The organism is Myxococcus sp. AM010, from assembly GCF_013372585.1.
In the GTDB taxonomy this organism is placed as follows: Bacteria; Myxococcota; Myxococcia; order Myxococcales; family Myxococcaceae; genus Myxococcus; species Myxococcus vastator.
Window position 1 is genome coordinate 39526 of record NZ_JABXEO010000049.1, and the last position, 22380, is coordinate 61905.

Consider the following 22380-nt stretch of genomic DNA (forward strand, 5'->3'; position numbering starts at 1 on the left):
AGGACGGCACGCGAGCGAGGCCGCGTCAGGCCATGCGGCGGCTACTCCTTCGGCTTCGGCTCGCCGTGGGCGTAGATGTCGTAGCCGATGCCGCCCAGGCTCTCGCCGTCAGGCTTGTCCTGGTCGAACTGCACGACCTCCAGGTGGTAGGGCTCCGGCGTTGCGTCCGCCGAGCGCTTGAAGGACATCCGCACCTGGTGCTCCTCGCGGAAGCCCAGCGGCAGGTTGTGGAACACGCCCCCTTCCGGCGACACGACCTCGAACTCGCCCTCGCCAATCATCTCCATGCCTTCGGCCTGGCCACCCGCCTCCACCCAGCGCTTGAACAGCTCGCCCGGCAGACGCACGACGACACGGCCGCCATGCACCGGGAAGGGCCGATCCCGGTCCGCCTCCGGCACCCGCACCGCGAGCCGCAGCGCCCGGACCCGCTGGTGCACGTTGCGCACGATGAAGTGAATCTCCTCGCTGCCGGACTCCAGGTCCACGATGTTCACGTTGCGCCAGATGATGTTGTTGTTCTGACGGACGTTGTAGTTGATGTCCGTCGTCTCGGTGAACGACATCGGGTCGAACGCGGACTCCCAGCGCGCCACCAGGCAGTAGTGCCCCTCGCCGGGCAGGCCGCTCCACGGCGCCTGGACGACGTGCGTGTCCGGCGTGAAGCCGTTGACGGGCACGTCACCAAACTGCGTCCAGTCCGCGGGCCAGGACAGGCCGGTGGAGGCGTTGGCGTAGTACAGCTTGAGGCGCCCCGAGGCGCCCGGGCGGGGTCCGCCGTGCAGCTTCACGTAGGCGTAGTTCGTCGCGCCCAGCTCGGGGTTCTGGTGGGCGTGGTGATTGGCGGGCAGCGCGCCGTCCGGGTTGCGCCGAATCCAGATGTACGGGCTGGCCCACATGTCCTGGCCCGCGGTGGCGGGGTCCGGCTCCAGGCCGGTGTCGGACCAGGTGTCGCGCATCCAGACGTCATACGGGTCCGGGCAGGTGGCGCTGCGCAGCGCGCACTGCGGCAGCAGCGCGCCCAGGTGGGAGATGATGGAGGTGATGGGCACGCCGCGGTTGGGGCAGTTGGCGCAGTGGTGCAGCGCGACGACGCGGTGGTCGGAGTTGGCGATGACGGGCGAGCCCGACGAGCCGCCCTGGGTGTCCGCGTAGTAGCCGATGTCCAGCGGGCCACCCGGCGAGCACGCGGGCCGGTTGAGGGCGAAGATCTCCGCGAAGCCCGAGGCGTCCGACGCGTGCGTGGAGTTGCGGGCGATGTGCTTGCCCCACGCGGCGGGGTGCTGGGGAATATAGATGCGCTCATCCACCACCGCGGTGGTGTTGCGCAGCTGGAGGTAGCCGTAGGTGGCCGTGGGGTTGGTGGGCAGCCGCACCAGGGCGTAGTCCCGGGGGGCGTTCACCGCGATGAGCGTGGAGCTCGTCGCCACCACCGTGCCCGGACAGCCGAACCAGCTGTTGCAGGCGGAGGTACAGGCGCCGCCCTCGGCCATGAACTCGAAGTCGGTGTTGAGCGCGTCCGAGGTGTTGGCGATGCAGTGCTCGTTGGTCATCACGTGGCCCTGGTTGCCCACGAGCCAGCCCGTGCAGGCACCGCTGCCGTTGATGAGCAGCCGAGCCACCGCGCGCGAGTGCTTGTACTGACGCGGGTCCGACGTCTGGTAGCAGCGCGCGTTGCGCGAGTCGTCCGGACCGCAGAGCGCCTCATTGTCCAGGTCCTCACCCAGCGCCGCCAGGTTGGCGAAGCCGCGCGCGAACCGGTCGATGGTGTAGCCAGACTTCGCCTGGCCGCCCACGCTCCACAGCTCGACGATGGCGACGTCACCGGAGATGTGACCGCTCCAGAAGCCGCCCCGCACCGGCGCGTCGCCCTCGCCCTTGCCGAAGCCGTCGTAGCGGTACTCGCGCGAGCCGTCCGGCGCGCGGACGATGACGTAGTCCCCCGGCGCGAGCGCGAACTGGCTGAAGTGCGGCGCGATGTACGTGGCGCCCGGACTGCTGACGCGGTCCGTCCAGGCCAGCTCGGCCTGGGCGCGAACGCCCTCCGGCCGCGCCTTGGGCTGACGCGACTTGAACGTGGCGACGACGTCCTCGCCCACCTTCACGCGCCCCTGGGCATCCCGCTGCAGGGGAGGTTGTGACGTGCGGCCTTCACAGACCGCGCTCTCTTCCGCCATGGCACCGCCGCCGGCCAGCATCAGTCCGGCCAGCAACAGGCCTCTCAGCTTGATTCTCACGCAGAACCTCGTGGGGAGTGGCAACCGCCGGGGGGTGGACGCCCGAAGCAGGACCGCGGGCACCGGCGGGCGGGCGGACCTGGAGCAAGCGACGAGCCACACTCACGGTTCTAGTCAGACAAGGAGATTGCAATGAGGGAACACCTGCTCCCCTCGGGCGCCGGAGACTCCCACCGGAGCGGGCTTCGCGGTGTGACTCGCGCCGCAACACTTTGAGTGAAAAGTGTAACGCCGCGGGCTACCGGCGCGCGTGAGGCGCCCCAGCGACCTGCCGCCGCGCTCAGGCGGGTGGCGCGGCACCCGGACTGTTGTTCTCCGGGGCGCCGGTGTCGGACTGCCCCAGGAAGTCATCCAGCGCGCCCACGTCGATGGGCTTGCGGAACACGGCGTCCACCAGGGCGAGGTTGGAGCGGTTCTGTCCGCGCACGTCCATGCCGGTGACGATGGCCAGCAGCGCCTGGGGGGACTTCTTGCGCAGCTCGCGCGCCAGCTCCCAGCCGCTCATCTCCGGCATCACCGCGTCCAGCAGCGCGGCGTCATAGCGGCGCCGGTCCCACATCCCCAGCGCCACCGCCGGGCTGTGAGCCACCTGCACCTCGTAGCCTTCCTCGCTCAGCACCTCCGCCATCATCCGCGCGTTGTCGAGGTCGTCGTCCACCACCAGCACGCTGCGCGTCTGCTGGAAGCGCCGGGGCGCCGCCGGCCGCATCACCTCCGTGCGCGACGGCTCCGGACGTGGCGCGGCGGACACGGCGCCAGCATGCACGCGGGGCAGACGCACGACGAAGGCCGTGCCCGTGCCGGAAGCCGGCACCTCCGCCGTCAGCTCGCCTCCCCAGCGCTCCACCTGAGCCCGCGCCACCGCCAGGAACAGGGACAGCTGCGGCGCGCCCGCGTCCCGGCGCAGCGGGTCGAACAGCCGCGCCAGCTCATCGGGCGCGTAGGGCGTGCCCTCGTCCTCGATGCGCAGCGTCAGCCACGCGGCCCCGTCCGTGCGGGTGGAGACGTGCAGCCGGCCGCCGGCCTCCATCCGGTCTCGCGAGACGAGCAGCAGGTTCACCACCAGCTCGCGGAAGAAGCCCGTGTCCGCGCGCACGTTGCCGGCGTCGCCCAGGTCCAGGTCCACGTACACCGGGTGCTCGCGCTGCTCCAGCTCGCCGCGCGCCAGCTCCAGCGCCTCGCGCACCGTCTGGTCCACCGGGACGTCGGAGGGCTGCTCCTGGGTGCGCTGGATGTTGAACTCCTGGAGCCGGGCCACCAGCTCGCCAATCTGCTGCACCGTCTTGTCGAGCGCCTCCAGGTGCTCGGGCTTGAACTCGCGTTGCAGCAGCGTGATTCGCAGCCGCAGCACGTTGAGGAAGTTGTTGAGCGCGTGCGCCGCGCCGCTGGCGAGCTGTCCTAGCGCCTGCTGGCGGGTGCGCTGGAGCAGGCGGCCCTGGAGCCTGCGCAGCTCCCCGTGCGCGCTCTGGAGCGCCTTCGTCTTGTTCACCGCCTCCGTGCGGTCGGTGAAGGTCTGGATGGCGCCGGCCAGCTCGCCCTCCTCCTCCCAGACGGGCGTGGCGCTCAGCTCCAGCGTGGCGGTGTCGCCGCCGGGGCGCTCCACCACCATCATCACCCCGCGCACCGGCCCCTTCTCCTTGAGGGCCCGCAGGAAGGGCATGTCGGCCAGCTTGAAGGGCTCGCCCGTGAGGTGGCGCGCGTTCACCTGCGTCAGCACGGGGTTGATGGTGCTCGCCGCGCGCGCGCCCACCACCGCGCGCATGGGCACGCCCATGAGGCGGCTGACCGGCGGCGTGGCGAAGGAGACGGTGCCGTCCACCTCCGCCAGCATGATGCCCACGTCCACCTGGTTGAGCACCGACTCCATCACCGCCGCTTCGCGGAAGCGCACCTCCTCTGTCTTCAGGATGCGCGCGTAGGACGCCTGGGCCGCGGCGTCCGCCTCCCACACCAGCTCCGCCATGAGCACCGCGACATCCGGTTCGATGAAGCCCCCGTTGCGGCGCGCGTAGACGCGCAGCATCACCTCTTCCAGGGACTTGAACTCGCGCGTCAGGTCCTCGGGGTCGAAGTTCTGGCTGTAGCGGAAGGCGCCATGCGGACGGACCACCTCCGGCCAGAGGCGGACGGCGTCGTCGGGTCGGTCCCTGAGCAGGCGAGCCAGCTCGTCCAGCAGCCGGCGCAGCGGGGCGCGCAAGTCCCGTCCAGGGACCTCCACGTCGTACGTCTCGGCGCGCAGGCGCTTGGCCCACAGGCGGGCCAGGCGCTCGCGTTCCTCCTGGAGGAGGTTGGACAGGGCCTGGATGGGATTCACGTCGGGCACGTTCAAGTCAGCAAGCTGCTCACGCTCGCCCGCCGTGGCCACCCGTGGGCCCGCCCGCCTGCCTGCCCTCGACGCCGCACCTGCGTTGCAAACGCCCACTACCCAGCCCACCTTCCGGGGGAGGATGCCCGTGCGTGAACGTGACAAGAACGACGTGCTGGAGTCGCCCTGGCTGTCCCAGCAGGCCATGGCCCAGCTGTTCCGGGGGGAGCTGAGCCGCTCCGATACCTGGCGCACGCGCCTGGACACCACCACCAACTGGGCGCTCACGACGACGGCGGCGGTCATCTCCTTCGGCTTCGCGTCGACGCAGAGCTCACACGTCACCTTCCTGGTGGGCATCTGGATGGTGGTGTCGTTCCTCCTCATCGAGGCGCGGCGCTACCGCTACTACGACTTGTGGAACCGCCGGGTGCGCCTGCTGGAGGACGGCTGGTGGGCCCCCATGCTCCGGCGCGAGCCGGTGGACCCGGACGCCCTGCGCGAGCTGGCCCTGGAGCTGGAGCGGCCCCAAATCCAGCTGTCCCTCTTCTCCGCCATCTCCACGCGGCTCAACCGCGCCTACGGCCCCATCCTGATGGTCCTGATGGTGACGTGGTTCGTGAAGGTCTACAGCCACCCGAAGCCGCCGGTGGACCTCGACGAGTTCCTGGCCCGGGCCGGGGTGGCCTGGATACCTGGCGAGGCGGTGACGGCCCTCCTGCTGATGCTCACCCTGACGGCGACGTACCTGTTCCTGTCGTCCTTCTTCATCCGGGCCCCCCTGGGCGAGCTGCGGACCCGGCCTCGGGGACGCCGTGCGGCGCTGTGGGAGTCCTTCTACCGGCCCTACGCCATCCACACCCGGCGCAAGCCCACCCGGCGCCCGCGCCCGTCCTCCACGTCCGAGCACTGACACTTGGAGCGGAGGCCCTCCCGCACGGAAGCTGGCCGGGTGGCCCGCCAAGGGTGTCCCCTCCTCATGGCCGCCATGCCTCCGGCTGAATCCCGGGCGTTTTCGTTCTTTCGACGCCAGGGAAATTGTGCTGTGAATCCGCACCCATGGCGAACACCCGCACTGTCACGATCATCAACGGCGATGGCATTGGCCCCGAAGTCATGGCGGCCACCGTTCGCGTCCTCGAGGCGCTCAAGGTCCCCCTCGACTTCGAGTACAAGGATGCAGGCACGGAGGTGGTGGCCAAGTACGGCACCAACCTGCCTCACGAGACAGTGGAGGCGGTGCTGCGCAGCGGCATCGCGCTCAAGGGCCCCACGGGGACGGTGGTGGGTGGTGGCCTCCCGTCGGCCAACGTGGGCCTGCGCAAGCGGCTGGACCTGTACTCGTCGCTGCGGCCGGTGAAGAGCGTGCCGAACGTGAAGACGCGCTACGAGAACGTGGACCTGGTCGTGGTGCGTGAGAACACGGAGAGCCTCTACGCCGGCCTGGAGCACATCATCGTCCCGGGCGTGGTGGAGTCGTTGAAGATCATCACCGAGAAGGCCTCCACGCGCATTGCGCGCTTCGCCTTCGAGCACGCCCGCAAGCACGGCCGCAAGAAGGTCACCGCCGTGCACAAGGCGAACATCATGAAGTTGTCGGACGGTCTCTTCCTGGACTGCTGCCGCAAGGTGGGCCGTGAGTTCCCGGACGTCACCTACGAGGAGGTCATCATCGACAACCTCTGCATGCAGTTGGTGAAGGACCCGACGCGCTTCGACGTGCTGGTGGCGGAGAACTTCTACGGCGACGTGCTCAGTGACTTGTGCGCGGGCCTGGTGGGTGGCCTGGGCGTGGTGCCGGGCGCCAACATCGGCGAGCGCACCGCCGTCTTCGAGGCCGTGCACGGCACCGCTCCGGACATCGCGGGCAAGGGCATCGCGAACCCCACCGCGCTGATGATGTCCGCGGTGATGATGCTGGACTACCTGGACATGGCCGAGGCGGCGCGCAGCATGGAGAACGCCATCTGGAAGGTGTACAGCTCGGGCGAGGTCCGCACCGGCGACCTCGGTGGCAAGGCCACCACCCGCGAGTTCACCGACGCCATCATCGCCGCGCTGTAGTCCGCACGGCACAGGCTGTGGCCCCAGGCCCGGGACACCTTCACGGTGACCCGGGCTTTTTCGTGTCCGGGCTACACCCTCGTGAACTTCACGCCGGTGGCGCCCATCCGCTCCAGCGCCTGCTTGATGTCCTCGGAGACGATGAGTGCCTGGGTCCAGCCTTCCGTGCGGAACACCTTGGCTTCGCCTGCCTTGCTGGGGTCGATGCGCAAGTCGTCCACCGCGTAGTACTGACCGACTTTCGCGGGCAGTCCGTCCTCCGGCTTCCAGAACTGCACCTTGGAAGCCTTTTCATCGATGCACCGGATGAGCTTCGTCGCCACCAGGATAAGGTATTGGTCCGGGTGGCCTTGGATGCCCACGGGGATGGTCTGCACGTCGTCGGGTGCCAGCTCCACGAAGAGCGTGGCCACCTTGACGTGGACGATGGGCGCAAGGCCTATGCCTGCCAGGGAGAAATCCAACGCCCTGCCCGGCTCGTCGATGGGGATTTCCAGGGGGCCTTCGACCTGGACAGGCCGCCCTGCCCTGAACATCCAAGGGTCTTCTACTTCCTGGCCTCGCGAGTCCTCGGCGTCTCCCAGGTACCAGTTACCGGCCTGGACGTTCTCGGCAATCCTGAAGAAGCGACTCGGCATGATGCGGTTCTAACCGTTACTTGCCGCGAGTCACGAGCCTGTTGAGCTCTGTTCCTTTCGTGACCACCTCGCTGGCCAGTTGTTGAAGGGCTTTGGTCAGGGCCGCACGGCACTCCTCCACCTTGCGACAGTTCTCGGTCGCGCCGTTCAATCTTTCGTAGACCCGCTCGTGGTATCGCTGTGGATGAGGACCGTTGTGCCGCTCGACCGGCACGATGTTCTCAGGGTCCTTCAGCTCCATCCCGGCCTTCTTGAAGATTCCCCGAAACCGCGGCGTCCAAGGCCCTCCGCGCGCGGAGGAAACGCTGTTCTTGTTGGTCGCGAGGTGGTGGTTTTCAGAGCGGCTGCCGCGCCGATTCCGGGCCGTCATGGCGACCACATTGGGTGCCAGTGCGACGGTAAAGCCCTCGGCCACCATCGCCACCGACTGCACCCCTCCAATGGCCATGTATGGGTAGCCCGCCTGCGCCTCCACCGCGAGCGCCGCCTGTGCCGAGCCCGGCAGCCTTGATGCTTTCGCCGCCAAGCCCGCCGTGTTCCCGATAGCCGCAGTGGCCAGCATCACGAAGATGCGGGCTGCGTTCTCGCCAAGGACTTCACCGTACGCCTCGCCCGCTTCGCTGACCTGTTCGAAGGTGGTGGCCCGGTCCACCTCGCGCACCAACACCATCCACCCGTCCAGGATGCGCCACACAGTGTCCACGCCCAGGTACGCGATGGCGGTTGCGGTCAACAGGGCCGCCAACCCCTTGCTCACAGGCTCGGGTAGCGACCACAGGAGCAGGTACATGCTGACGGAGGCACTCACCGTCGCCAGCAGTGCCTGCGGGTCCACCGTGGCCTCCAGCGCCTCGGCAGTCTCCTCCCAGACCGAGTCCATGGCGATGGCCATGGCCAGCGAGTACTTCCCATCGCTGGCCAGCAACGGACCATCGGCCAGCAAACGCAGACAATCGCCGGGCTGCTGCTTGCGCTCGCACCAGCGGCCATAAGGGCTTGAGACTCAATTACGTGATCGGTTGCGGTGAGCGTCAAGGTAGATGTCGCGTGAAAGGATTCAACCGATGCGCTTCAACTCCTGCACTGCCGGGGTGAGGTGCGGAGAGGGGCCGAGGCGGACGGGGCCCGCGGGCGTCCAGTCGCGCGTGTCGCGGCTCCAACGCTCGGGGTGACGGGCTTTGGCGCGTTGGTACACCTGGTGGCGTCGGGCCAGCAGCGCGCCCTCGCGGCCGAAGTGCCTGTCCTCGGGCGTGACGTAGCGGATGGCGCAGTGGCGGTGCTCGGTGTTGTACCAGGCCACGAAGCGCGTCACCCAGCGACACGCGTCCTCGACGGAGGCGAAGGGGCGCAGAGGGAAGCTGGGGCGGTACTTCAGCGTGCGGAAGAGGGCCTCGGAAAAGGCATTGTCGTCGGAGACGCCGGGCCGGCTGAAGGACGGGGTGACGCCCAGCCACTGCAAGATGGCCAGCAGCGTGGTGCCCTTCATGGGGCCGCCGTTGTCCGAGTGCAGCACCAGCCCCTCGGGACAGCCAGCCTCCTGCCAAGAGCGACGGATGAGGGCCGCTGCATGCTCGGACGACTCCTCTTCGTGCACCGCGAAGCCCATGATTCGTCGGCTGAAGACGTCCACCACGAGGTACAGGTAGAGGAAGCTGCCCTTCACCGGGCCCTTCAGGTAGGTGATGTCCCAGCTCCATACTTGGCGGGGCCCGGTGGCGAGGTGCTCGGCCCGAGGCCTGGGCACAGGAGCCTTGGCGCGGCCACGGTGGGCCAACTGCCCTGCTTCACGCAGCACTCGGTAGAAGCTCGCCTCGCTGGCCACGTACTCGCCCCTGTCCGCCAGCCGGGGGACAATCTGCTTGGGCGAGGCGTCCCGGAACTCCTCGCTGTTGGCCACCGCCAGGATGCGGCGGCGCTCCACCTCGGACAGTCGGTTGGCCGGCCGGGTATGCGGACCGCACCGCCTGTCCTCCGCCGTGGCTGGCTTCCTCCAGCGCTGAATGGTGCGCGGGACGACGCCGAGCCGAGCGCAGATGGCCTCCAGACGCACGCCCTTCTCCAGCGCCTCGTCGACGAGCGCGAGCGTCATTTCTCGCACGTCTCGTCCGCTGCGTCGTCCTCGTCTCCCGAGTCCTTCTCGTCCCAACCTATCGCCTGAAGTTTTTTTCGAGCACCAGCAGTGCGGCCGCCTCAGCCAGCGCCTTCTCCTTGCGGCGCAGCACGCGCTCGAGCTCCTTCACTCGCTTCTCCGAGACGGCCAGCCGCCGACGCTGACCGGCCGTCAGGGCCCCGGACGGCGCCTCCTTCGTGCCTTGGGCGAGGGCCCCAGCGGCAGCCGCGCGCCACTCCGCCAGTTACCCCTCGTGCAGCCCCTCTCGGCGCAGCAGCGCTCCCAAGGCTTCGCCCGCCAGCCCATGTGCCTCCGCCAGCACGCGCAACTTCTCCTCGGGCGTCCACTTCTTGGGGCTGACGGGCTTCTCCTCGGGCGGGGGCGTCATGGCCGCCAACTTATTCGCCTCCCGCAACCACTGCGACAGCGTCGGCTGGGAGACGCCCACCTGGCGGGCCAACGCCGCGGCACCCACCGCGCCGGGGCCCACCATCCGCTTCACCATCTGCGCCTTGAATGCATCCGTGTACGACACTGCGTCCTGCCTGCTCTCGCCCCCTGGGCGTTGTCAGCTCGGCAGGTCAGCCGAGGCGACATCTTCCCTGACACAGGGGGCAACATCCAGGTGGCCTTCCTCGCCTTCGCGCTGGGGCTCACCGTGGGCGTGCTGTTCTTCGCCAACGGGCTGTCGCTCGGCGCGCTCACGTGGGTCTACCACTTCAAGGGGGTGGCGGACTGGTTCTGGGCGTGGATCCTCCCGCACGGCATCCCGGAGATCGCCGCCATCTGCATCGCGGGCGGGCGAGCCTCGTGCTCGGTATCCGTATCCGCTGTACGAACACCGTCTTCCGTAAGCCCAGGCGGGCGCTCAAGCTGACGGGGTGAACGGGACGCTTTCAGCGCGGCGACGACTGCTCTTCGGACGAGGCCGCAATCGGCTCCTGGACGGTGAGTTGGCCCACCTCGGCGTCGAGTTCGGCGGGGAGGAGGCGAGCGCGCGTAGCGGCCCAGTACTTGGGGGCGAGTTCGAGGTAGCGCTGGTGGGGCCAGTGGGCCAGGCCTGATGCGTTCTCGGGTGTCTGCGATTTCGTGAGGAGGCCGCGTGAGAGTGAGGGGCGGTGCGGCAAAGGTCCGCCGTTCGGCCGGGGCGCCGTGCGAATGGAGGAGAGTGGCAGCCAGAAGCGGGGGGAGGGCCGGCGAGCCCTCATGCGGGTGTGGGCAGGGCCTCGTGCCTTCGGCCATGGACGAGGGTGTCGCGCAGCAACTCGCACGCGCGTGTCCACTCCACGAGGTGACGGCCTTCCGGAGGCAGACGCGCTCTGAAGCAGGCCAGCAGGTTGAAGGCCAGCGCCCGCAGCCAGGCCACCACCTCCAGGGCCGTGCGCGTTGGGCGGCAGGGCTGGCGCGCGTCCTCGCCCAGGACGACGTCCAGCGTCCAGTTGTGTCGGTTTTCGATGCCCCAGTGCACCCGCACCAGCCGCAGCAATTGGTGGAAGTTGAAGACGGTGGTGTCCAGCGAGGTGACGAAGTAGCGGTAGTCCTCCGCCAGGAGGGGGTCCGCGTCGTCCCAGTGCTGCTGGCGCACTAGCAGCAACGTGCGCGCTCCAGGAAAGTCCACCTCGTCGGGCGTCAGCGCGTGCGTCCACAGCTCGCGCACCGCTGTCTGCCCATGCGCCCGCTCCCCGGTGCGCGAGCGGGCTGGGCACTGCTTGGAGGCGATGGCCCGCATGGCGTACTCGTGAAGGGTGGGCTGGTTGGCCTTCAACCCGAAGCAGTAGTGCTTGCCCAAATCTCGTACCAAGGCTGCGTTCTGCGCGGCCGTCAGCCCCGCGTCGGCCGTCACCACCCCAAAGTGCTCGCCAAAGGCTTCCACCACCCGCGGCAGCAACTGCCGGAAGGCGGGAGACTCACCCTCCTTGGCGCCGATGAATTCCAAGTCCAGGCAGGGGGCGGCCAGCGCGCTGGTGAACACGGCCCGCAGCGCGCCCAGTCGCCACAGTGCGCGGCCCACCTCGTCGTTGGCGACGGCCTCCAGCCCCTCCACCACGCCCTGGTGCGTCGTCCACAGGCTCTTGCCGTCCACGCTCACCACGCCCAAGGGAAATGGCAGGCGGGGGGCGCTCGAATCCTCCAGCACGCCGGACGCCTGGGCCTTCAACGTCTCCCTCAGGCCGTCCGCCTGCTGCTTGCGCAGCAGACGCCAGAGTGTCGAGCCCTTCACCGAGTGCGGCAGCTCCAGCCGCTTGCGCGTCCGCGCGCCCACATCCCCCGCCAGCTGCGCGGCCTGCTTCAGCCCGCTCTTGCCCACCGCGAAGCCAGCCACCACCAGCCCCAACAGGCCCAGGTGCTCATGGCGGGTGCCACGCGCGTCTCGCGGGTCTGTCACTCCTTCATCCCACGGCAGGCGCGCCTGTCTCAGCACGCGCCGCTGTTGGCCTCGAAGTCCACTCATGCTCGACTCCTTCTCGCCCCGGTCCACGCTGCTCGCGGAGCGGGGCGTAGGGGGGATGGGGCTCGCTGGCCCCGTCCCTCCGCCTCCGGCTGCGGCGCTCAGTTTCGAGCACAGCCCACCCGCCAGGGAGCGATCATCCAGGGCACCCGTCAGGTGGTGCACGAATCCGGTCACCCCCTTCCGCGCGCAACCCCGCGACCCGACGACCCTTCTTCAAATCCGACCCCGAGAAAACGCATCAGGCCTGGGGGCCTGGGCTTGTTGGCCATGGCAAATCCACTCGCGGCGTCTTCTCCTGCCTCGCCGCGGCCTGGGGCGCCAGGCTCGCCCCCTCCGCTCCCGCGTGAGGGGAGCCGCGCTGGGCGTCGCGGACCTCTGGCTCATTGCAGACGGCGCGCGCGGGCTTCGGCGCTCACTCCGGTAGCTGAGGAAACCGCTCGAGGGCGAGCACGCCCCCGCCCCGCCCCGTCTCGAAGTGCTCCCGGAGCGCATACTCCCACCGAGCATCCAGGGGCAACCCGCGCAGCCACTCTTGCGTCCAGCCCTTCAGGGCATCGGCGCCCATGCAGAGGCGGGACACCCCGGAGAGGGTACCTTTGAGGAGGCCCCAGGATTTGCGAGCCGCGACCGCATCTGGAATGTGTACCTCCTCCGTGGAGTCCTCCTCCTCCAGTTCCTCGGTGGGCAGGACGGCGACACGATGGGCGGTGTTGACGTCAAGGCCCGTCAGCTTCCGGAACGAGCTGGCGGCGGCCGCCGCTACCGCGGGCCCGCCGGACTCCATGGCGCGAAGCACCTCCTCCATGAGGCCGGGATGGCCGAAGGTGCCAGCCAGCAGGAACCGCCCGGGGCCCAGCTCCCGCCGCCCCAAGGCTTGCTCGAAGAGCGGGAGGTCGACCTGGGCCCCCAGCACCGCCAGCAGCGTCAAGCTCGGAACGTGGTCGGGAGACGCCGGGGCCTTCGCCAGCGTCCTCAAGCTGGAGAGCAGCCACGGTTGCCGTGTCCAGGCGGCGGCCCACCGGGCGGCGTCCCGGACCCCGAAGGACGCGTCCGCGAGTGCCGTCGGGAAGCGCTGGGCAAGCCGCTGCCGGAAGAGCGCCTGGCCCGGGGCTTCGAGCCACCGGATTGGCAGCAGCGAGACGGTCCCCCACGCGGCGCGGCGGACGTCGGGTTGGGCCGCGCCCAGCAGGTCCAGGAGGCGGCCTCCCGGGTCGGGCAGCCCATGGAAGGCCAGCGCCTCCAGGGCTGCGGCGGCGTGACGCTCCGACGCTCCCGCCACGAGGCTCCTCAGTGCGTCCACATACCGCGCGGGGGGAGCGTAGCGGAGGGCGAGCCTGAAGCCCTCCCAGGCGGCGCCTTCCAGCCCGGCGGACAGCGCCAGCGTCTGGCGCGCCACGGCCGCGTCCTCCTGCAAGAGGAGGGCGTGCGCGGCGCCAAACGCGGCATACGCGTCCTCGGCCTCCACCAGGCGCGTGCGAAGGAGCGCCCAGGCCTCTTCCCCAGCCAGGACCAGGGCGTCGACATGGGCGGCGATGCGCTCATCCAACTGAACGAGCGCGCGAAAGTCGTACTCCTTGGAGCGCAAGGCCGCATGACGCTGCCGCCACAGCCACTCCACCTCGTCGACATGCACCTCCAGCAGGTCGACCATCCACTCTCCACCGCGAGCGAGCATGGACCGAATCTCAGGGCTGGGCGTTGGGGGCGGACGGGACCACCTCGAAGCGACCCAGGTCCAGGGTGAGCTGGCCTTCCATCGTCTCCAGGCCCCGCTCGCCGCGCGAGGTGAAATAGGTCAGCGCGGCCCGGTAGGCGCCAGGGGCGCTCAGCATCTTCTTGCGGACCACGAAGCGGAGCTCCGCGCCCGGCGTCAGCGTGAGACGCCGGCTCTCGGGAGGCTTCTGGCCTTCTGGCGGGTGCACGTTCTCCATCCCCAGCTCCATCCACAGGGAGTCCCCTTCCCCGAGCTGCCCGGGCGGCTTGTCCTTCGACACGAGCAGCCGGAGGTTGGTCCGGTCCGGGGCATGGGGGACGAAGGGGTTCTCCGTCTCGATGGCCTGGGCTCCCACGTTGCGCAGCGTGACCTCGAAGGAGACGGGCTTCTCCAGCGGGAAGCGCGGCGAGGTCGGCGCGCCTTCTCCCCGCAGCACCCGGAGCGGCCGCGTCAGCATGTGCTCGGAGGCCTTGCGCATCTCGTTCAGCAACGGATCCAGGGCGTCCGGGACGGCGTGGAGGGGGAACGTCCGCGTGTCGATGTCCTCTCCGTCGGAGCTCTCACCCACCGACACCGTCTTCGTGTCGGGCGACAGCTCCGTGGTCACCGGCAGGGCGCTGAAGTCAATGTCGCCATGCAACTGCTTCAGCCGCGCGTACGTCCCCGGGGACAGCTCGGCCTCGTAGTAGCCAATCTCCTGCCGTCCCAGGAAGTTGTTCGACAGGTCCACGGAGCCCTTGCCGGTCGGAGGAAACGCGGCGCCCAAGGAGCCATTCGGCAGGTCCATGAACAGCACCAGGTAACCCTTGCTCATCACGTCTCCTTCGCGCTGGAAATGACTGCCAGCGTCAGGTCGTCCCTGGGACGACACGGGGCGCGACTCCCTCCGCGTGGCAGTGGGCGCGGCGCCCAGGAGTCCCAGCGCCAATGGCAGCCAGCGCAGGCCGCGGACTCCCCACCGGTAATCTGTCATGCCCATCCGCCTAGAGCGACAGCAGGCGGGTGGGCCCGATGAGTCCCTTGACCTTCGCGTCGAACCAGTCATGGAACGCCTTCAGGTGATGGGGAAGGACCCGGGCCCCGCTCGCCATGACACTGGTTGGGATGTTGGTGTACTTCCGGGCCGGGTCGCAGGCCCCTTCTGGATATTCGTCATACATGCCGATGAGGTGACCGAACTCGTGGGCGCGCACCGCCTTCGGAACGCCCGCGAGCTTCTCCCACCAGTCATGGGAGAACCACCACTTGCCGGGCTTGCCCCACTGGGACGGGTCATTGGCCCCCGCATAGAGCTTCACCTTCTTGCCGTGCCCCTGGCCCCAGAGGCACTTGATGCGGATGCGAAACGAGCAGCAGCCATTCTTGCTGGAGCAGGCGCAACTGTTGCCCCGCTTGCACTTGATGCGGTGCAGCCGGTAGCGGTTGTCCCAGACCCGCTCGACTTCCTTCTTCCAGGCCCGCCGCCGCTGAGCGGTGCTGAGCGCCCCTGGCTGGAGGTCGAAGTCCACCTTCCGCGTCACCACCAGCTCTCCCCTCTTCAGCTCGATGTCGTAGCAGGCCTCCCAGGCGTAATGGGTCGTGGTGTCCTTGACCCACTTCTGCTTGCCCAGGATGACCTTCTTGACGAACTTCGGCGTCTGGAGGGTCTTCGGGCCCACCAACTGCTTCGCGACGGGCTCGGGGGCCTTCAGCAACAGCTCCTTGCTGGAGGCCTGCTGCCCCTTGAACAGTTCCTGCCGGGCGGAGACCTTCACCTCCTCCTGATATGGCCCCCGTCGCGTCACCCAGCGCGGGTTGGCCTTGTTGCCAGCGAGCTTCGCCTCGAGGGTGCCGACGACGGACTTGGGGTTGCCCGCGCGGTGGACGCGCACCGCGAGCGACTGCTCCGGCGGGCAGTTCTTCGTCTGGACATTGAGGGTGGCCTCGTCCCCGCAGCACGCGTCGGCGCGGGCCCACGCCAGCTTCACCACCTCCGGATCCTCCGGGTCCTTGACCTGATTGGCGCCAGCGCCGCTGGCGAGCGTGTTCGCCTGCACCTCCGACGCGGGCGGCGTGTTGGTGGGAGAGCCGCCGTTCTGCAACATGATGTCCGACAGCCGGAAGACGTTCTGCCCCTCGACCTTCACGTCGAAGGAGTACATCTTCGGGTAGGCCTTGCCCTTGATCTTGTTCGAGGCCACGCCCATGGCGCTGCCAGCCTCGTCCCCCGTGCTCAGCGCGAAGTGCGAGGACTTGAGCATGAAGGGATTGCCATCCGCGGTGACGGTCCGGCTGCCGCTGGCGGTGTCCGCCGACTGCGCCACGTTGGGGTAGGGAATGGGAACGGGGCCAGCGGGCGAGGGCGTCTTGCAGACGTCCGGGAACGCCATGGAGACGCCCCCACTGTCCTTGTGGACGACCGTCAGGTGGTTCACGACCACAGTCGAAGGCATCAACGCTCTCCTGTCTGGGAAAGAGAGAGCGCGGCCCGCTCGCCGCGCTCCGAGGTGGACGCAATCAGGATGCGCGGACACCGTGCGTAGCCGCGCTGAAAGGCATGCAGGGCCAGCCCCACGGCCACGGCCGCCGAGGCGGCGCCCACGTCACCGAGGCTGTCCGCGGGATGCCACAGACGCCAGCCCCGGGGCAGGTCTCCCAGGCAGCGCGTCTCGATGAGGGCCCATTCGAGGAAGCGCCAGCGCTCTCCGTTCAAGTCATTGATGACGTGACCGAAGCCGGTCGCGCCTCCCACCGTCGCCAGCACCGCTTGCAGGGCTCGGGTTAGCGCCTGGCCCCGCACCGGGGCCTCTGGTGTCCAGGGAGGCTCCTGCTCCAGCGCGACCGCGTCGACATGGGCCAACAGGGGCACTCCGCGACGGCGGGCGTCGGACTTGCGCTCCAGGACGAGGAAGGCGGAGGCCTCGCCTGGGATGATTCCGGAGCTGACGCCCGGGATTTTGAGGCGCTCCGCCTCCAGATGCGCCTGCAAGAAGGTGCTGTCCAGCAGCGAGTCCACTCCTCCGACGAGGCAGACGTCCGCAGCGCCGTCCTGTAGTGCGGCGCTGGCCCAGGCGATGCCAGCCAGTCCGGACACATGCTCCAGGGAGACGAGCTGCACCCGGAGGGACTCCGGGGCCTGCGGGAAGAGGTCCTCCGCGAGGTGGAGGGTGAGCTCCTGGAGGTCCTCCGGGGACACGCCCGGCCGGTCCGGGTAGGGCGTCCCCAGGTAGACGTGGACCCGAACGCGCCTGCCGGAATGCCCTCCCTGCGCCAGCCCGAACAGCCTGGCGCTGAACAGGGCCTCGGCCAGGGGCATCTCCACGAGGTCGAGCAGCTTCTCCACCCAGGAGCGGTCCCCCAGGTCAGGGCGGGTGAAGGACGCGGTGAGGCCTTCCTGCCCCGCACCATCCACACCGAAGTGAGGCCACGGAGTGAAGCGCTTCAGGCCGGCACGCAGGGACGCGCAGGACTGGACGGCGTGACGCCCGATGGGGGTGCGCATTCCCAGCCCCGTGACGCAGATGGGCTCACGCGACATGAGCGCCTCGCGCGAGCTGGATCTTGACCCAATGCAAGGAGGGCACCCGGCCATGGATGACCCACCGCGCGCGCCACACGAGCGTCAGCAGCTTGCGCTCGCAGTCCATGTGCACGGTGTCGCAGCGGCACGGCGGCGTCTCGCGCGCGGCGCCCAGCTTGACGATGACCTCCGGCCGCAGGGACGGGAGCGGAAACTCCAGCACGCCCTCGGGCGTGGCGCCGACAACCTTCACCGGCTCGCCGCCCTGGACATATCCGGACAGCCGCTGGTCCGCGGGGGCCACGAGGTGGTGGTGCTCATCGAAGTCCTCCGGAAGCAGCGGGAGCCGCTCCCTCTGCCATGCGCCGTCATACGTCCCGGCAAGGCGGGCGCGCGGCGTCCAATGCGGAGGTAGTGGGCCGAAGCCGCAAGGCGGGGGGCGCTCACGCGTCGAGCGAAGCGGCGCTCGGGGATCCTCCAGGTTGGGCAGGGGCAGCCCATCCAGCCCGCGACGGGAGCGCGTGGAGCGGAAGCCCCGCCCTACGGGGTTCGCCTCACATCGCTCCGGGTATTCAGGATGGCTGTCGTCAGTGCCTCCGAAGGCCCGCTCCCACGTCAGTTCCATGCGCTCGAAGGGACGGGGGGGACGACAGGGAAGGAATCCCGAAGGAGGTGTCCCAGACGCGTTCGCCGAAGACCTGGACACCCTTGGTGATGGCCCCCACCTGGAGCGCCACGAGCACCTCCGTCCTGGAGCGGCGGCCCGCGTAGGCGAATCCGTCGAGGAGGACATCCGTCGCGGGCTTGAACGGCGCCAGGTCGGAAGCGCGCAGCAGACTCGACCGCGCGGGCGCTCCCCGGTACTCGTCCGCCAGGGTGAGCGGCGCCTGCGCTGCCGCGACGACGGCTCGGCCCTCCTGGAGGGAGAAGGTGGCCTTGACGACAACCAGCAACGATTCGCGTCCCGTTCCATCAAGGAAGACGAAGCGTCCCGCTGTGAAGGGCGTCAGATTGTAGAGGTCCATGAGACGGGCCCGCGAGAAGGTCGGCCAGCGTGAACTCTACCCGGCGGTACGACGTCCACCGTATGCCCAGATGTGGGGTCCATCCATCCTGTGGCGTGACACAGCGTACCACCAAGGGCCACGCCACCACGTCTGGACATCGAGAGTACAAGCAGAATGCGGGCGGCGCTGACGCACCATGCCCCGGTGCGCGTGTCCCTTCGGTAGACCTGCCTGAGCAGCTGCACTCAAGCCTTTGACTCTGCTCCACTTTTCTCTATCACGTTAAACGGACGCGGTTGCCCTCAGAAGAGCAGGCAGACGCAGCAGGGCTGCCATTGGTACCACTCTCCCTGGGACGCCCGAATTTCAAGTCGGACTATTTCCAGTCTTTGACGACGGACAGGCACGCTCCCTCAGAGTCCGCGCACCTGAACAGCAACTCTCGTAAATCCGCCCTGTGCCACGCGTTGCGCAAAGTGCGGGAGCGCCACGAAATCGGGGCATGCTCAGTCACCTCACGACCAGCGATTGGAGGGCAATCTTCAGACGGAGGACACCAGACCGCGCCCTCCGCGCGCAACGCCCGACACCCAGCGCGTCAGCCGACCGTGACCTTCCGCACGCCCCGAGCCTCCAGCAGCGCGGGCAGCCGCTCACGCTGGTCGCCCTGAAGCACCAGCGTGTCGTCCTCCACCACGCCGCCGCAGCCGAGCGAGTTCTTCAGCGCCTTGAGCCACACCTCGCGCTGAGCCGCGGGCAGCGCCAGGTGCTCCACCACCGTGACTTCCTTGCCGCCACGGCCCTTGCGCTCCATGCGCACCACCGCGCGCGCGGGGCCCTTGGGCTCGGCCTTCACAGACGCCTGAGCCACGGGCGCGGCGGGCGCCTGGGGCAAGGCCTCCCGCTGCACCGAGAGCGCGGCGAACGGATTGTTGAACGGAGCCGCCGGTGCCGCTGGCGGCTCCCCCTTCTTGTCGCGCTTGCCCATGGCCCGGGTGCCGCGTCCTCAGTGGTTGTGACCCGCGTGGTCGTCGTGGCCACCGGCCGGGCGCGGGCGCGGCGGGGGCAGCACGTCGAAGGCGGGGGCGCTCGGGTTGCCGTCCGCCATCACCAGCGCGTAGATGAACGGCGCGGAGGGCATCACCTCGCGGCCATTCACCAGCACCAGCGGCGTCCCCTGGATGTGGTGGCGCATGGCGTAGCGAGAGTCCTCTTGAATCTTCGCCGTCGTCGCCGGGCTGTTCATGCACACCTCCAGCTGCGAGCGCGGCACCGAGCCAGAAGACGCAATCTCCACCGCCCGCTCCGTGTCCAGCACGGCCTGCGCGGCGAACATCTTCTCCCGCAGCTCCCAGTAGTCCGGCGCGCCCTCCAAGCAGATCTGCGCGCGGGCCGCCACGCAGCGCACGCTGGGCGCGTCCGGCCCACGGCGAGGAATCGCCGGGTTGCACGCGCCATCCAGCGGGAACTGGCGAGCCTCCAGCGACAGCTTCCCCTCCGGGACGCGCTTCTTCAGCGCGGACAGCTCCTCCACCAGCATCTTGCAGTGGGGGCACTTGCTGTCCGTCCACTCGACAATCTTCACCGGCGCATCCACCGGCCCATAGCGGTGACGCGCGGGCGACGCGGCGGGCTGCGGCGTCTCGCTGCGGTACGCAGCCAGCGAGTCCGAGATGAACTGCTGATGCTGCGGCGGCAGCGAGCGCAGGAACTCCTCCAACGACGCGGGCGGAGGCGGCGGCGTCTGCGGCGCCACGCCCGGCATCGGCGCGCTGGCCACCTGCGGCACGGGCGGCAGCAACGCGGCACCGGACGCCTCCGACGCCTTGGGCGTGGCCCGGCCGGGCAGCAGCGTCGCCAGGAAGACCGCGGCCGTGACGCCCACCGTCCACTTCAGCGTGGCGCCCCACTCACCCGCGCCGGGCAGCAGCGGTCCGGGCAGGCCCTTCCAGGCCATGCCCGCGAAGGCCACCACCAGCGCATAGGTCGCCAGACACGTCGGGCACAGGGCGCCCGACTGCGCGCTGGCCACGACGAAGACGGCCACGGACACCAGGCCCGCGACAGCCACCAGCCGCAGCCCGTTGGCGGCCGGACGCACCGGACGGCCCGAGCGGGCCCACGCCAGGAACAGGGCGGACAGGCCCACCGCGGCCAGGCCCCACACGAGCCCCAGGGCCGCCACGGGCAGGCCCACCAGGTCATGCACGCGGCTGGCGAAGGGGGAGTTCCACACCGTCTCGCAGTTCACCGTGTCGGAGACGCCGCACACGGTGGAGCCGCCACCGCGCAGGGTGAGCAGCTGCATCCACTGGAAGATGGACAGGCCACTCTCCGCGAGGCCCAGGACCAGCAGCGCCAGCGCGCCACGAGTCGCCACGGGAGTGGGCGAAGGGGAAGACGTCGAGCTCATGCATGCTCCGGGGGCGGGGACATCAGAACGAGGAGGCGGGCGGCGTCAGGGCCGTCGTTGGCGACGCCGTGCTCGGCGCCCGCGGGGGCGAAAATGGCGGCGCCAGGGCCGTGGACTTCCTCTTCGGCGCCCACGCGAAAGCGGCAGCGCCCGTCGAGGACGACATACACCTTGTCCGACGCGGCGTGGCGGTGGGGCTTCTGGGCCTGCCCCGGCTGCAGGCAGTACACGTCCAGGAAGAACCGGCCGGACTGGAAGACGTTGTGCTTCAGGAGCTTCTCTGGCGAGAAGTCCTGGAAGGACGACAGGTGCTTCACATCCATCGTGGCATTCGCTCCTTCGCCTCTATATAGCGACGGACATGGAACCGCTGTCTCTGCATTTTCTTCACGAGAAGGCGGGCGCCCGCTTTGGCGCGGTGGGCGGCCGGGAAACCGTGGCCGGGTATGGAGACTCGGAGGAAGCGTACCGGGCGGCCAAGGCGTCCGTGGCCCTCCATGATGCCTCCTACCGCGAAACCCTCCGAATCACTGGAGAAGACCGGGCCTCCTTCCTACACGGGATGGTCACCCAGGAGGTGAACAACCTGCCCGTGGGCACCGCGGCCTATGCCGCCATGGTGACCGCCAAGGGGGCCATGGTGGCGGATGCCCGCATCCTCAAGCGGGAGGCGGACCTCCTCCTGGATGTGGAGCCCGGCACCGGCGCCAAGGTGCGGGACTTCCTGGACAAATACCTCATTTCCGAGGACGCCGAGCTGCACGAGGCCACGGGGGAGCTGGCCCTGCTCCGGCTGCTCGGGCCCCGGACGGCGGACGTCCTGTCGGCCGCCCTGGGCAGCCCCCATGCGCCGCTGTCGCACCATGCCGCCCGCACGGGCACGCTGGCGGGCCAGGAAGTCTGGCTGCTGGGGAGCACCGCCATCGAGCCCCACGGCGTCGACGTGTGGGTGCCGCGCGCCGGGCTGGAGGCCGCCTGGCAGGCCCTGTCCAACGCGGGCGCCGCTCACGGACTGAAGCCCCTGGGCTTCGAGGCCCTGGAACTGCTCCGCGTGGAGGCCGGCGTGCCCCGGTACGGCCAGGACATGGTGGACACCACCATTCCCCTGGAGGCCAACCTGGCGAACGCCATCTCCTACAACAAGGGTTGCTACATCGGGCAGGAGGTCATCGCCCGAGCCACCTTCCGCGGCCACATGAACCGCAAGCTGACGGGGCTGCTGCTGGGCGACGCGGACGTGGCCCCCGGCACCGAGCTGCGGCGCGGGGAGAAGAAGGTGGGCTGGCTGACCAGCGTGGTGCAGTCGCCTGTCGCGGGGCAGCGGGTGGCCCTGGGCTACGTGCACCGGGACTCGCTGGAGCCGGGCACCGAACTGACCCTGGCGACGAGCCCTGCCACGGTGAAGGTGGCGTCCCTTCCTTTCACATAAGCCAAACTAATCCATCGAACACACTGCCTCATCCGCGTTAACAGGTCCCGGCCTGCCGCGCTGGCGTCATCGCCCTCTACGTCGGCGCCCATGAAATGCTCATGCAACGGTGGGCCGCCCGGGGCGGGGGCAGCTACGACAAGCGCCTCTTGCGCTTCACCTCGCCCAACTTGCTCATCATCAATGACCTCGGCCTGTGAGGACTGTCTCAGGACGAGCCGATGGACCTCTACGAGGTGGTCCGTCAGCGCTACGAGCGCCGCAGCACCGTCATTGCCTTCAACGCCTTCAACCGCTCCATTGAGGAGTGGTCGCCCCTCTACTGCGCCCCACTCATGGCCAGCGCCGCCATGGACCGGTACCTCCACCACGCCCACGCCCTCGTTGAAGTTACCCCGGTTTCGTGGAGTCCCACCCGCTGTGCGAAAAGGGTCCCACGATGCCGAAGTCACGCCCCCCATACCCGCCGGAGTTCCGTGAGCGGGTCGTCGAGTTGATGAAGGCCGGCCGGT

At 69.2% G+C, this 22380-nt stretch carries 16 protein-coding genes and 4 pseudogenes; 5 read left to right on the plus strand and 15 right to left on the minus strand.

The window, feature by feature from the left end; all coding sequences use genetic code 11:
- Positions 1-41: 41 nt before the first annotated feature.
- Together HV826_RS21950 and HV826_RS21955 are read right to left on the minus strand one after the other, a co-directional pair.
- The gene (locus HV826_RS21950; RefSeq protein ID WP_368670968.1) at positions 42-2237 is read right to left on the minus strand and encodes a serine protease; all 2196 of its coding nucleotides are present in this window, start codon (positions 2235-2237) and stop codon (positions 42-44) included.
- A gap of 280 nt (positions 2238-2517) precedes the next feature.
- Positions 2518-4671, minus strand: a complete 2154-nt coding sequence (locus HV826_RS21955; RefSeq protein WP_176418980.1) for a response regulator — start codon at positions 4669-4671, stop codon at positions 2518-2520.
- Positions 4672-4684: 13 nt separating this feature from the next.
- Between HV826_RS21955 and HV826_RS21960 the strand changes: the two genes are divergently transcribed.
- Together HV826_RS21960 and HV826_RS21965 are read left to right on the plus strand one after the other, a co-directional pair.
- Complete coding sequence (locus HV826_RS21960; protein WP_176408727.1) at positions 4685-5455, plus strand: DUF2270 domain-containing protein; 771 nt, start codon at positions 4685-4687, stop codon at positions 5453-5455.
- A gap of 146 nt (positions 5456-5601) precedes the next feature.
- A complete protein-coding gene (locus HV826_RS21965) occupies positions 5602-6606 on the plus strand; it encodes an isocitrate/isopropylmalate dehydrogenase family protein (protein WP_176418960.1) in 1005 nt (334 codons plus the stop codon).
- A 71-nt stretch (positions 6607-6677) separates the two neighbouring features.
- Here the strand turns inward: HV826_RS21965 and HV826_RS21970 are convergent, their stop codons facing one another.
- The 3 genes and pseudogenes from HV826_RS21970 to HV826_RS21980 all read right to left on the minus strand — a co-directional run bounded on the left by HV826_RS21970 (position 6678) and on the right by HV826_RS21980 (position 9889).
- Complete coding sequence (locus tag HV826_RS21970) at positions 6678-7244, minus strand: imm11 family protein (protein ID WP_176418961.1); 567 nt, start codon at positions 7242-7244, stop codon at positions 6678-6680.
- Between the two features lie 16 nt (positions 7245-7260).
- A pseudogene (locus tag HV826_RS21975) lies at positions 7261-8235 on the minus strand (AHH domain-containing protein); the annotation flags it as partial.
- 66 nt (positions 8236-8301) lie between these two features.
- Positions 8302-9889 (minus strand): annotated as a pseudogene (locus tag HV826_RS21980) (IS3 family transposase).
- 81 nt (positions 9890-9970) lie between these two features.
- Here HV826_RS21980 and HV826_RS37350 point away from each other — a divergent pair.
- Positions 9971-10153: pseudogene (locus HV826_RS37350) on the plus strand (stage II sporulation protein M); the annotation flags it as partial.
- 405 nt (positions 10154-10558) lie between these two features.
- Here the strand turns inward: HV826_RS37350 and HV826_RS21995 are convergent.
- The 10 genes from HV826_RS21995 to HV826_RS22040 all read right to left on the minus strand — a co-directional run bounded on the left by HV826_RS21995 (position 10559) and on the right by HV826_RS22040 (position 20762).
- On the minus strand, positions 10559-11806 hold the full coding sequence (locus tag HV826_RS21995) for an ISAs1 family transposase (protein ID WP_176418964.1): 1248 nt from the start codon (positions 11804-11806) through the stop codon (positions 10559-10561).
- 412 nt (positions 11807-12218) lie between these two features.
- Positions 12219-13457, minus strand: a complete 1239-nt coding sequence (locus tag HV826_RS22000) for a hypothetical protein (protein WP_176418965.1) — start codon at positions 13455-13457, stop codon at positions 12219-12221.
- A gap of 34 nt (positions 13458-13491) precedes the next feature.
- The gene (locus tag HV826_RS22005; protein ID WP_176418966.1) at positions 13492-14334 is read right to left on the minus strand and encodes a hypothetical protein; all 843 of its coding nucleotides are present in this window, start codon (positions 14332-14334) and stop codon (positions 13492-13494) included.
- Between the two features lie 169 nt (positions 14335-14503).
- Positions 14504-15952, minus strand: a complete 1449-nt coding sequence (locus HV826_RS22010) for a DUF4150 domain-containing protein (RefSeq protein WP_176418967.1) — start codon at positions 15950-15952, stop codon at positions 14504-14506.
- The gene (locus HV826_RS22015; RefSeq protein WP_176418968.1) at positions 15952-17037 is read right to left on the minus strand and encodes a 3-oxoacyl-ACP synthase; all 1086 of its coding nucleotides are present in this window, start codon (positions 17035-17037) and stop codon (positions 15952-15954) included. Before HV826_RS22015 ends, HV826_RS22010 begins: the two co-directional genes overlap by 1 nt.
- Positions 17027-17644 (minus strand): DUF2169 domain-containing protein, encoded by a 618-nt coding sequence (locus tag HV826_RS37355; RefSeq protein ID WP_255217346.1) that lies wholly within the window; start codon positions 17642-17644, stop codon positions 17027-17029. Before HV826_RS37355 ends, HV826_RS22015 begins: the two co-directional genes overlap by 11 nt.
- Positions 17607-18044 (minus strand): DUF2169 domain-containing protein, encoded by a 438-nt coding sequence (locus HV826_RS37360; RefSeq protein WP_176418970.1) that lies wholly within the window; start codon positions 18042-18044, stop codon positions 17607-17609. The genes HV826_RS37355 and HV826_RS37360 overlap by 38 nt, the downstream gene beginning before the upstream one ends.
- Before the next feature lie 580 nt (positions 18045-18624).
- Entirely contained in the window at positions 18625-19014 is a 390-nt protein-coding gene (locus tag HV826_RS22030; RefSeq protein WP_176418971.1) for a translation initiation factor, read from the minus strand.
- Between the two features lie 18 nt (positions 19015-19032).
- Positions 19033-20439 carry a thioredoxin domain-containing protein gene (locus tag HV826_RS22035; RefSeq protein WP_176418972.1) on the minus strand — a complete coding sequence of 469 codons (1407 nt, stop codon included), beginning with the start codon at positions 20437-20439 and terminating at the stop codon, positions 19033-19035.
- Positions 20436-20762: a cupin domain-containing protein gene (locus tag HV826_RS22040; protein ID WP_176418973.1), complete on the minus strand. Its 327-nt coding sequence runs from the start codon at positions 20760-20762 to the stop codon at positions 20436-20438. The genes HV826_RS22035 and HV826_RS22040 overlap by 4 nt, the downstream gene beginning before the upstream one ends.
- A gap of 38 nt (positions 20763-20800) precedes the next feature.
- Here HV826_RS22040 and HV826_RS22045 point away from each other — a divergent pair, with 38 nt between their 5' ends.
- The gene (locus HV826_RS22045; protein WP_176418974.1) at positions 20801-21868 is read left to right on the plus strand and encodes an aminomethyltransferase family protein; all 1068 of its coding nucleotides are present in this window, start codon (positions 20801-20803) and stop codon (positions 21866-21868) included.
- 59 nt (positions 21869-21927) lie between these two features.
- Positions 21928-22239: pseudogene (locus tag HV826_RS37365) on the plus strand (ATP-binding protein); the annotation flags it as partial.
- Between the last annotated feature and the right edge of the window lie 141 nt (positions 22240-22380).

What these genes read in the sequence shown, in the direction of transcription:
- HV826_RS21965 (WP_176418960.1), top strand. Translation starts at nt 5,602, where the DNA reads ATGGCGAACACCCGCACTGTCACGATCATCAACGGCGATGGCATTGGC.
- HV826_RS21995 (WP_176418964.1), bottom strand. Translation starts at nt 11,806, where the DNA reads ATGAGTGGACTTCGAGGCCAACAGCGGCGCGTGCTGAGACAGGCGCGC.
- HV826_RS37355 (WP_255217346.1), bottom strand. Translation starts at nt 17,644, where the DNA reads ATGGAACTGACGTGGGAGCGGGCCTTCGGAGGCACTGACGACAGCCAT.
- HV826_RS21970 (WP_176418961.1), bottom strand. Translation starts at nt 7,244, where the DNA reads ATGCCGAGTCGCTTCTTCAGGATTGCCGAGAACGTCCAGGCCGGTAAC.
- HV826_RS22045 (WP_176418974.1), top strand. Translation starts at nt 20,801, where the DNA reads ATGGAACCGCTGTCTCTGCATTTTCTTCACGAGAAGGCGGGCGCCCGC.
- HV826_RS22040 (WP_176418973.1), bottom strand. Translation starts at nt 20,762, where the DNA reads ATGGATGTGAAGCACCTGTCGTCCTTCCAGGACTTCTCGCCAGAGAAG.
- HV826_RS37360 (WP_176418970.1), bottom strand. Translation starts at nt 18,044, where the DNA reads ATGGACCTCTACAATCTGACGCCCTTCACAGCGGGACGCTTCGTCTTC.
- HV826_RS22005 (WP_176418966.1), bottom strand. Translation starts at nt 14,334, where the DNA reads ATGAGCAAGGGTTACCTGGTGCTGTTCATGGACCTGCCGAATGGCTCC.
- HV826_RS22035 (WP_176418972.1), bottom strand. Translation starts at nt 20,439, where the DNA reads ATGAGCTCGACGTCTTCCCCTTCGCCCACTCCCGTGGCGACTCGTGGC.
- HV826_RS22010 (WP_176418967.1), bottom strand. Translation starts at nt 15,952, where the DNA reads ATGCCTTCGACTGTGGTCGTGAACCACCTGACGGTCGTCCACAAGGAC.
- HV826_RS21960 (WP_176408727.1), top strand. Translation starts at nt 4,685, where the DNA reads ATGCCCGTGCGTGAACGTGACAAGAACGACGTGCTGGAGTCGCCCTGG.
- HV826_RS22015 (WP_176418968.1), bottom strand. Translation starts at nt 17,037, where the DNA reads ATGTCGCGTGAGCCCATCTGCGTCACGGGGCTGGGAATGCGCACCCCC.
- HV826_RS22030 (WP_176418971.1), bottom strand. Translation starts at nt 19,014, where the DNA reads ATGGGCAAGCGCGACAAGAAGGGGGAGCCGCCAGCGGCACCGGCGGCT.
- HV826_RS22000 (WP_176418965.1), bottom strand. Translation starts at nt 13,457, where the DNA reads ATGGTCGACCTGCTGGAGGTGCATGTCGACGAGGTGGAGTGGCTGTGG.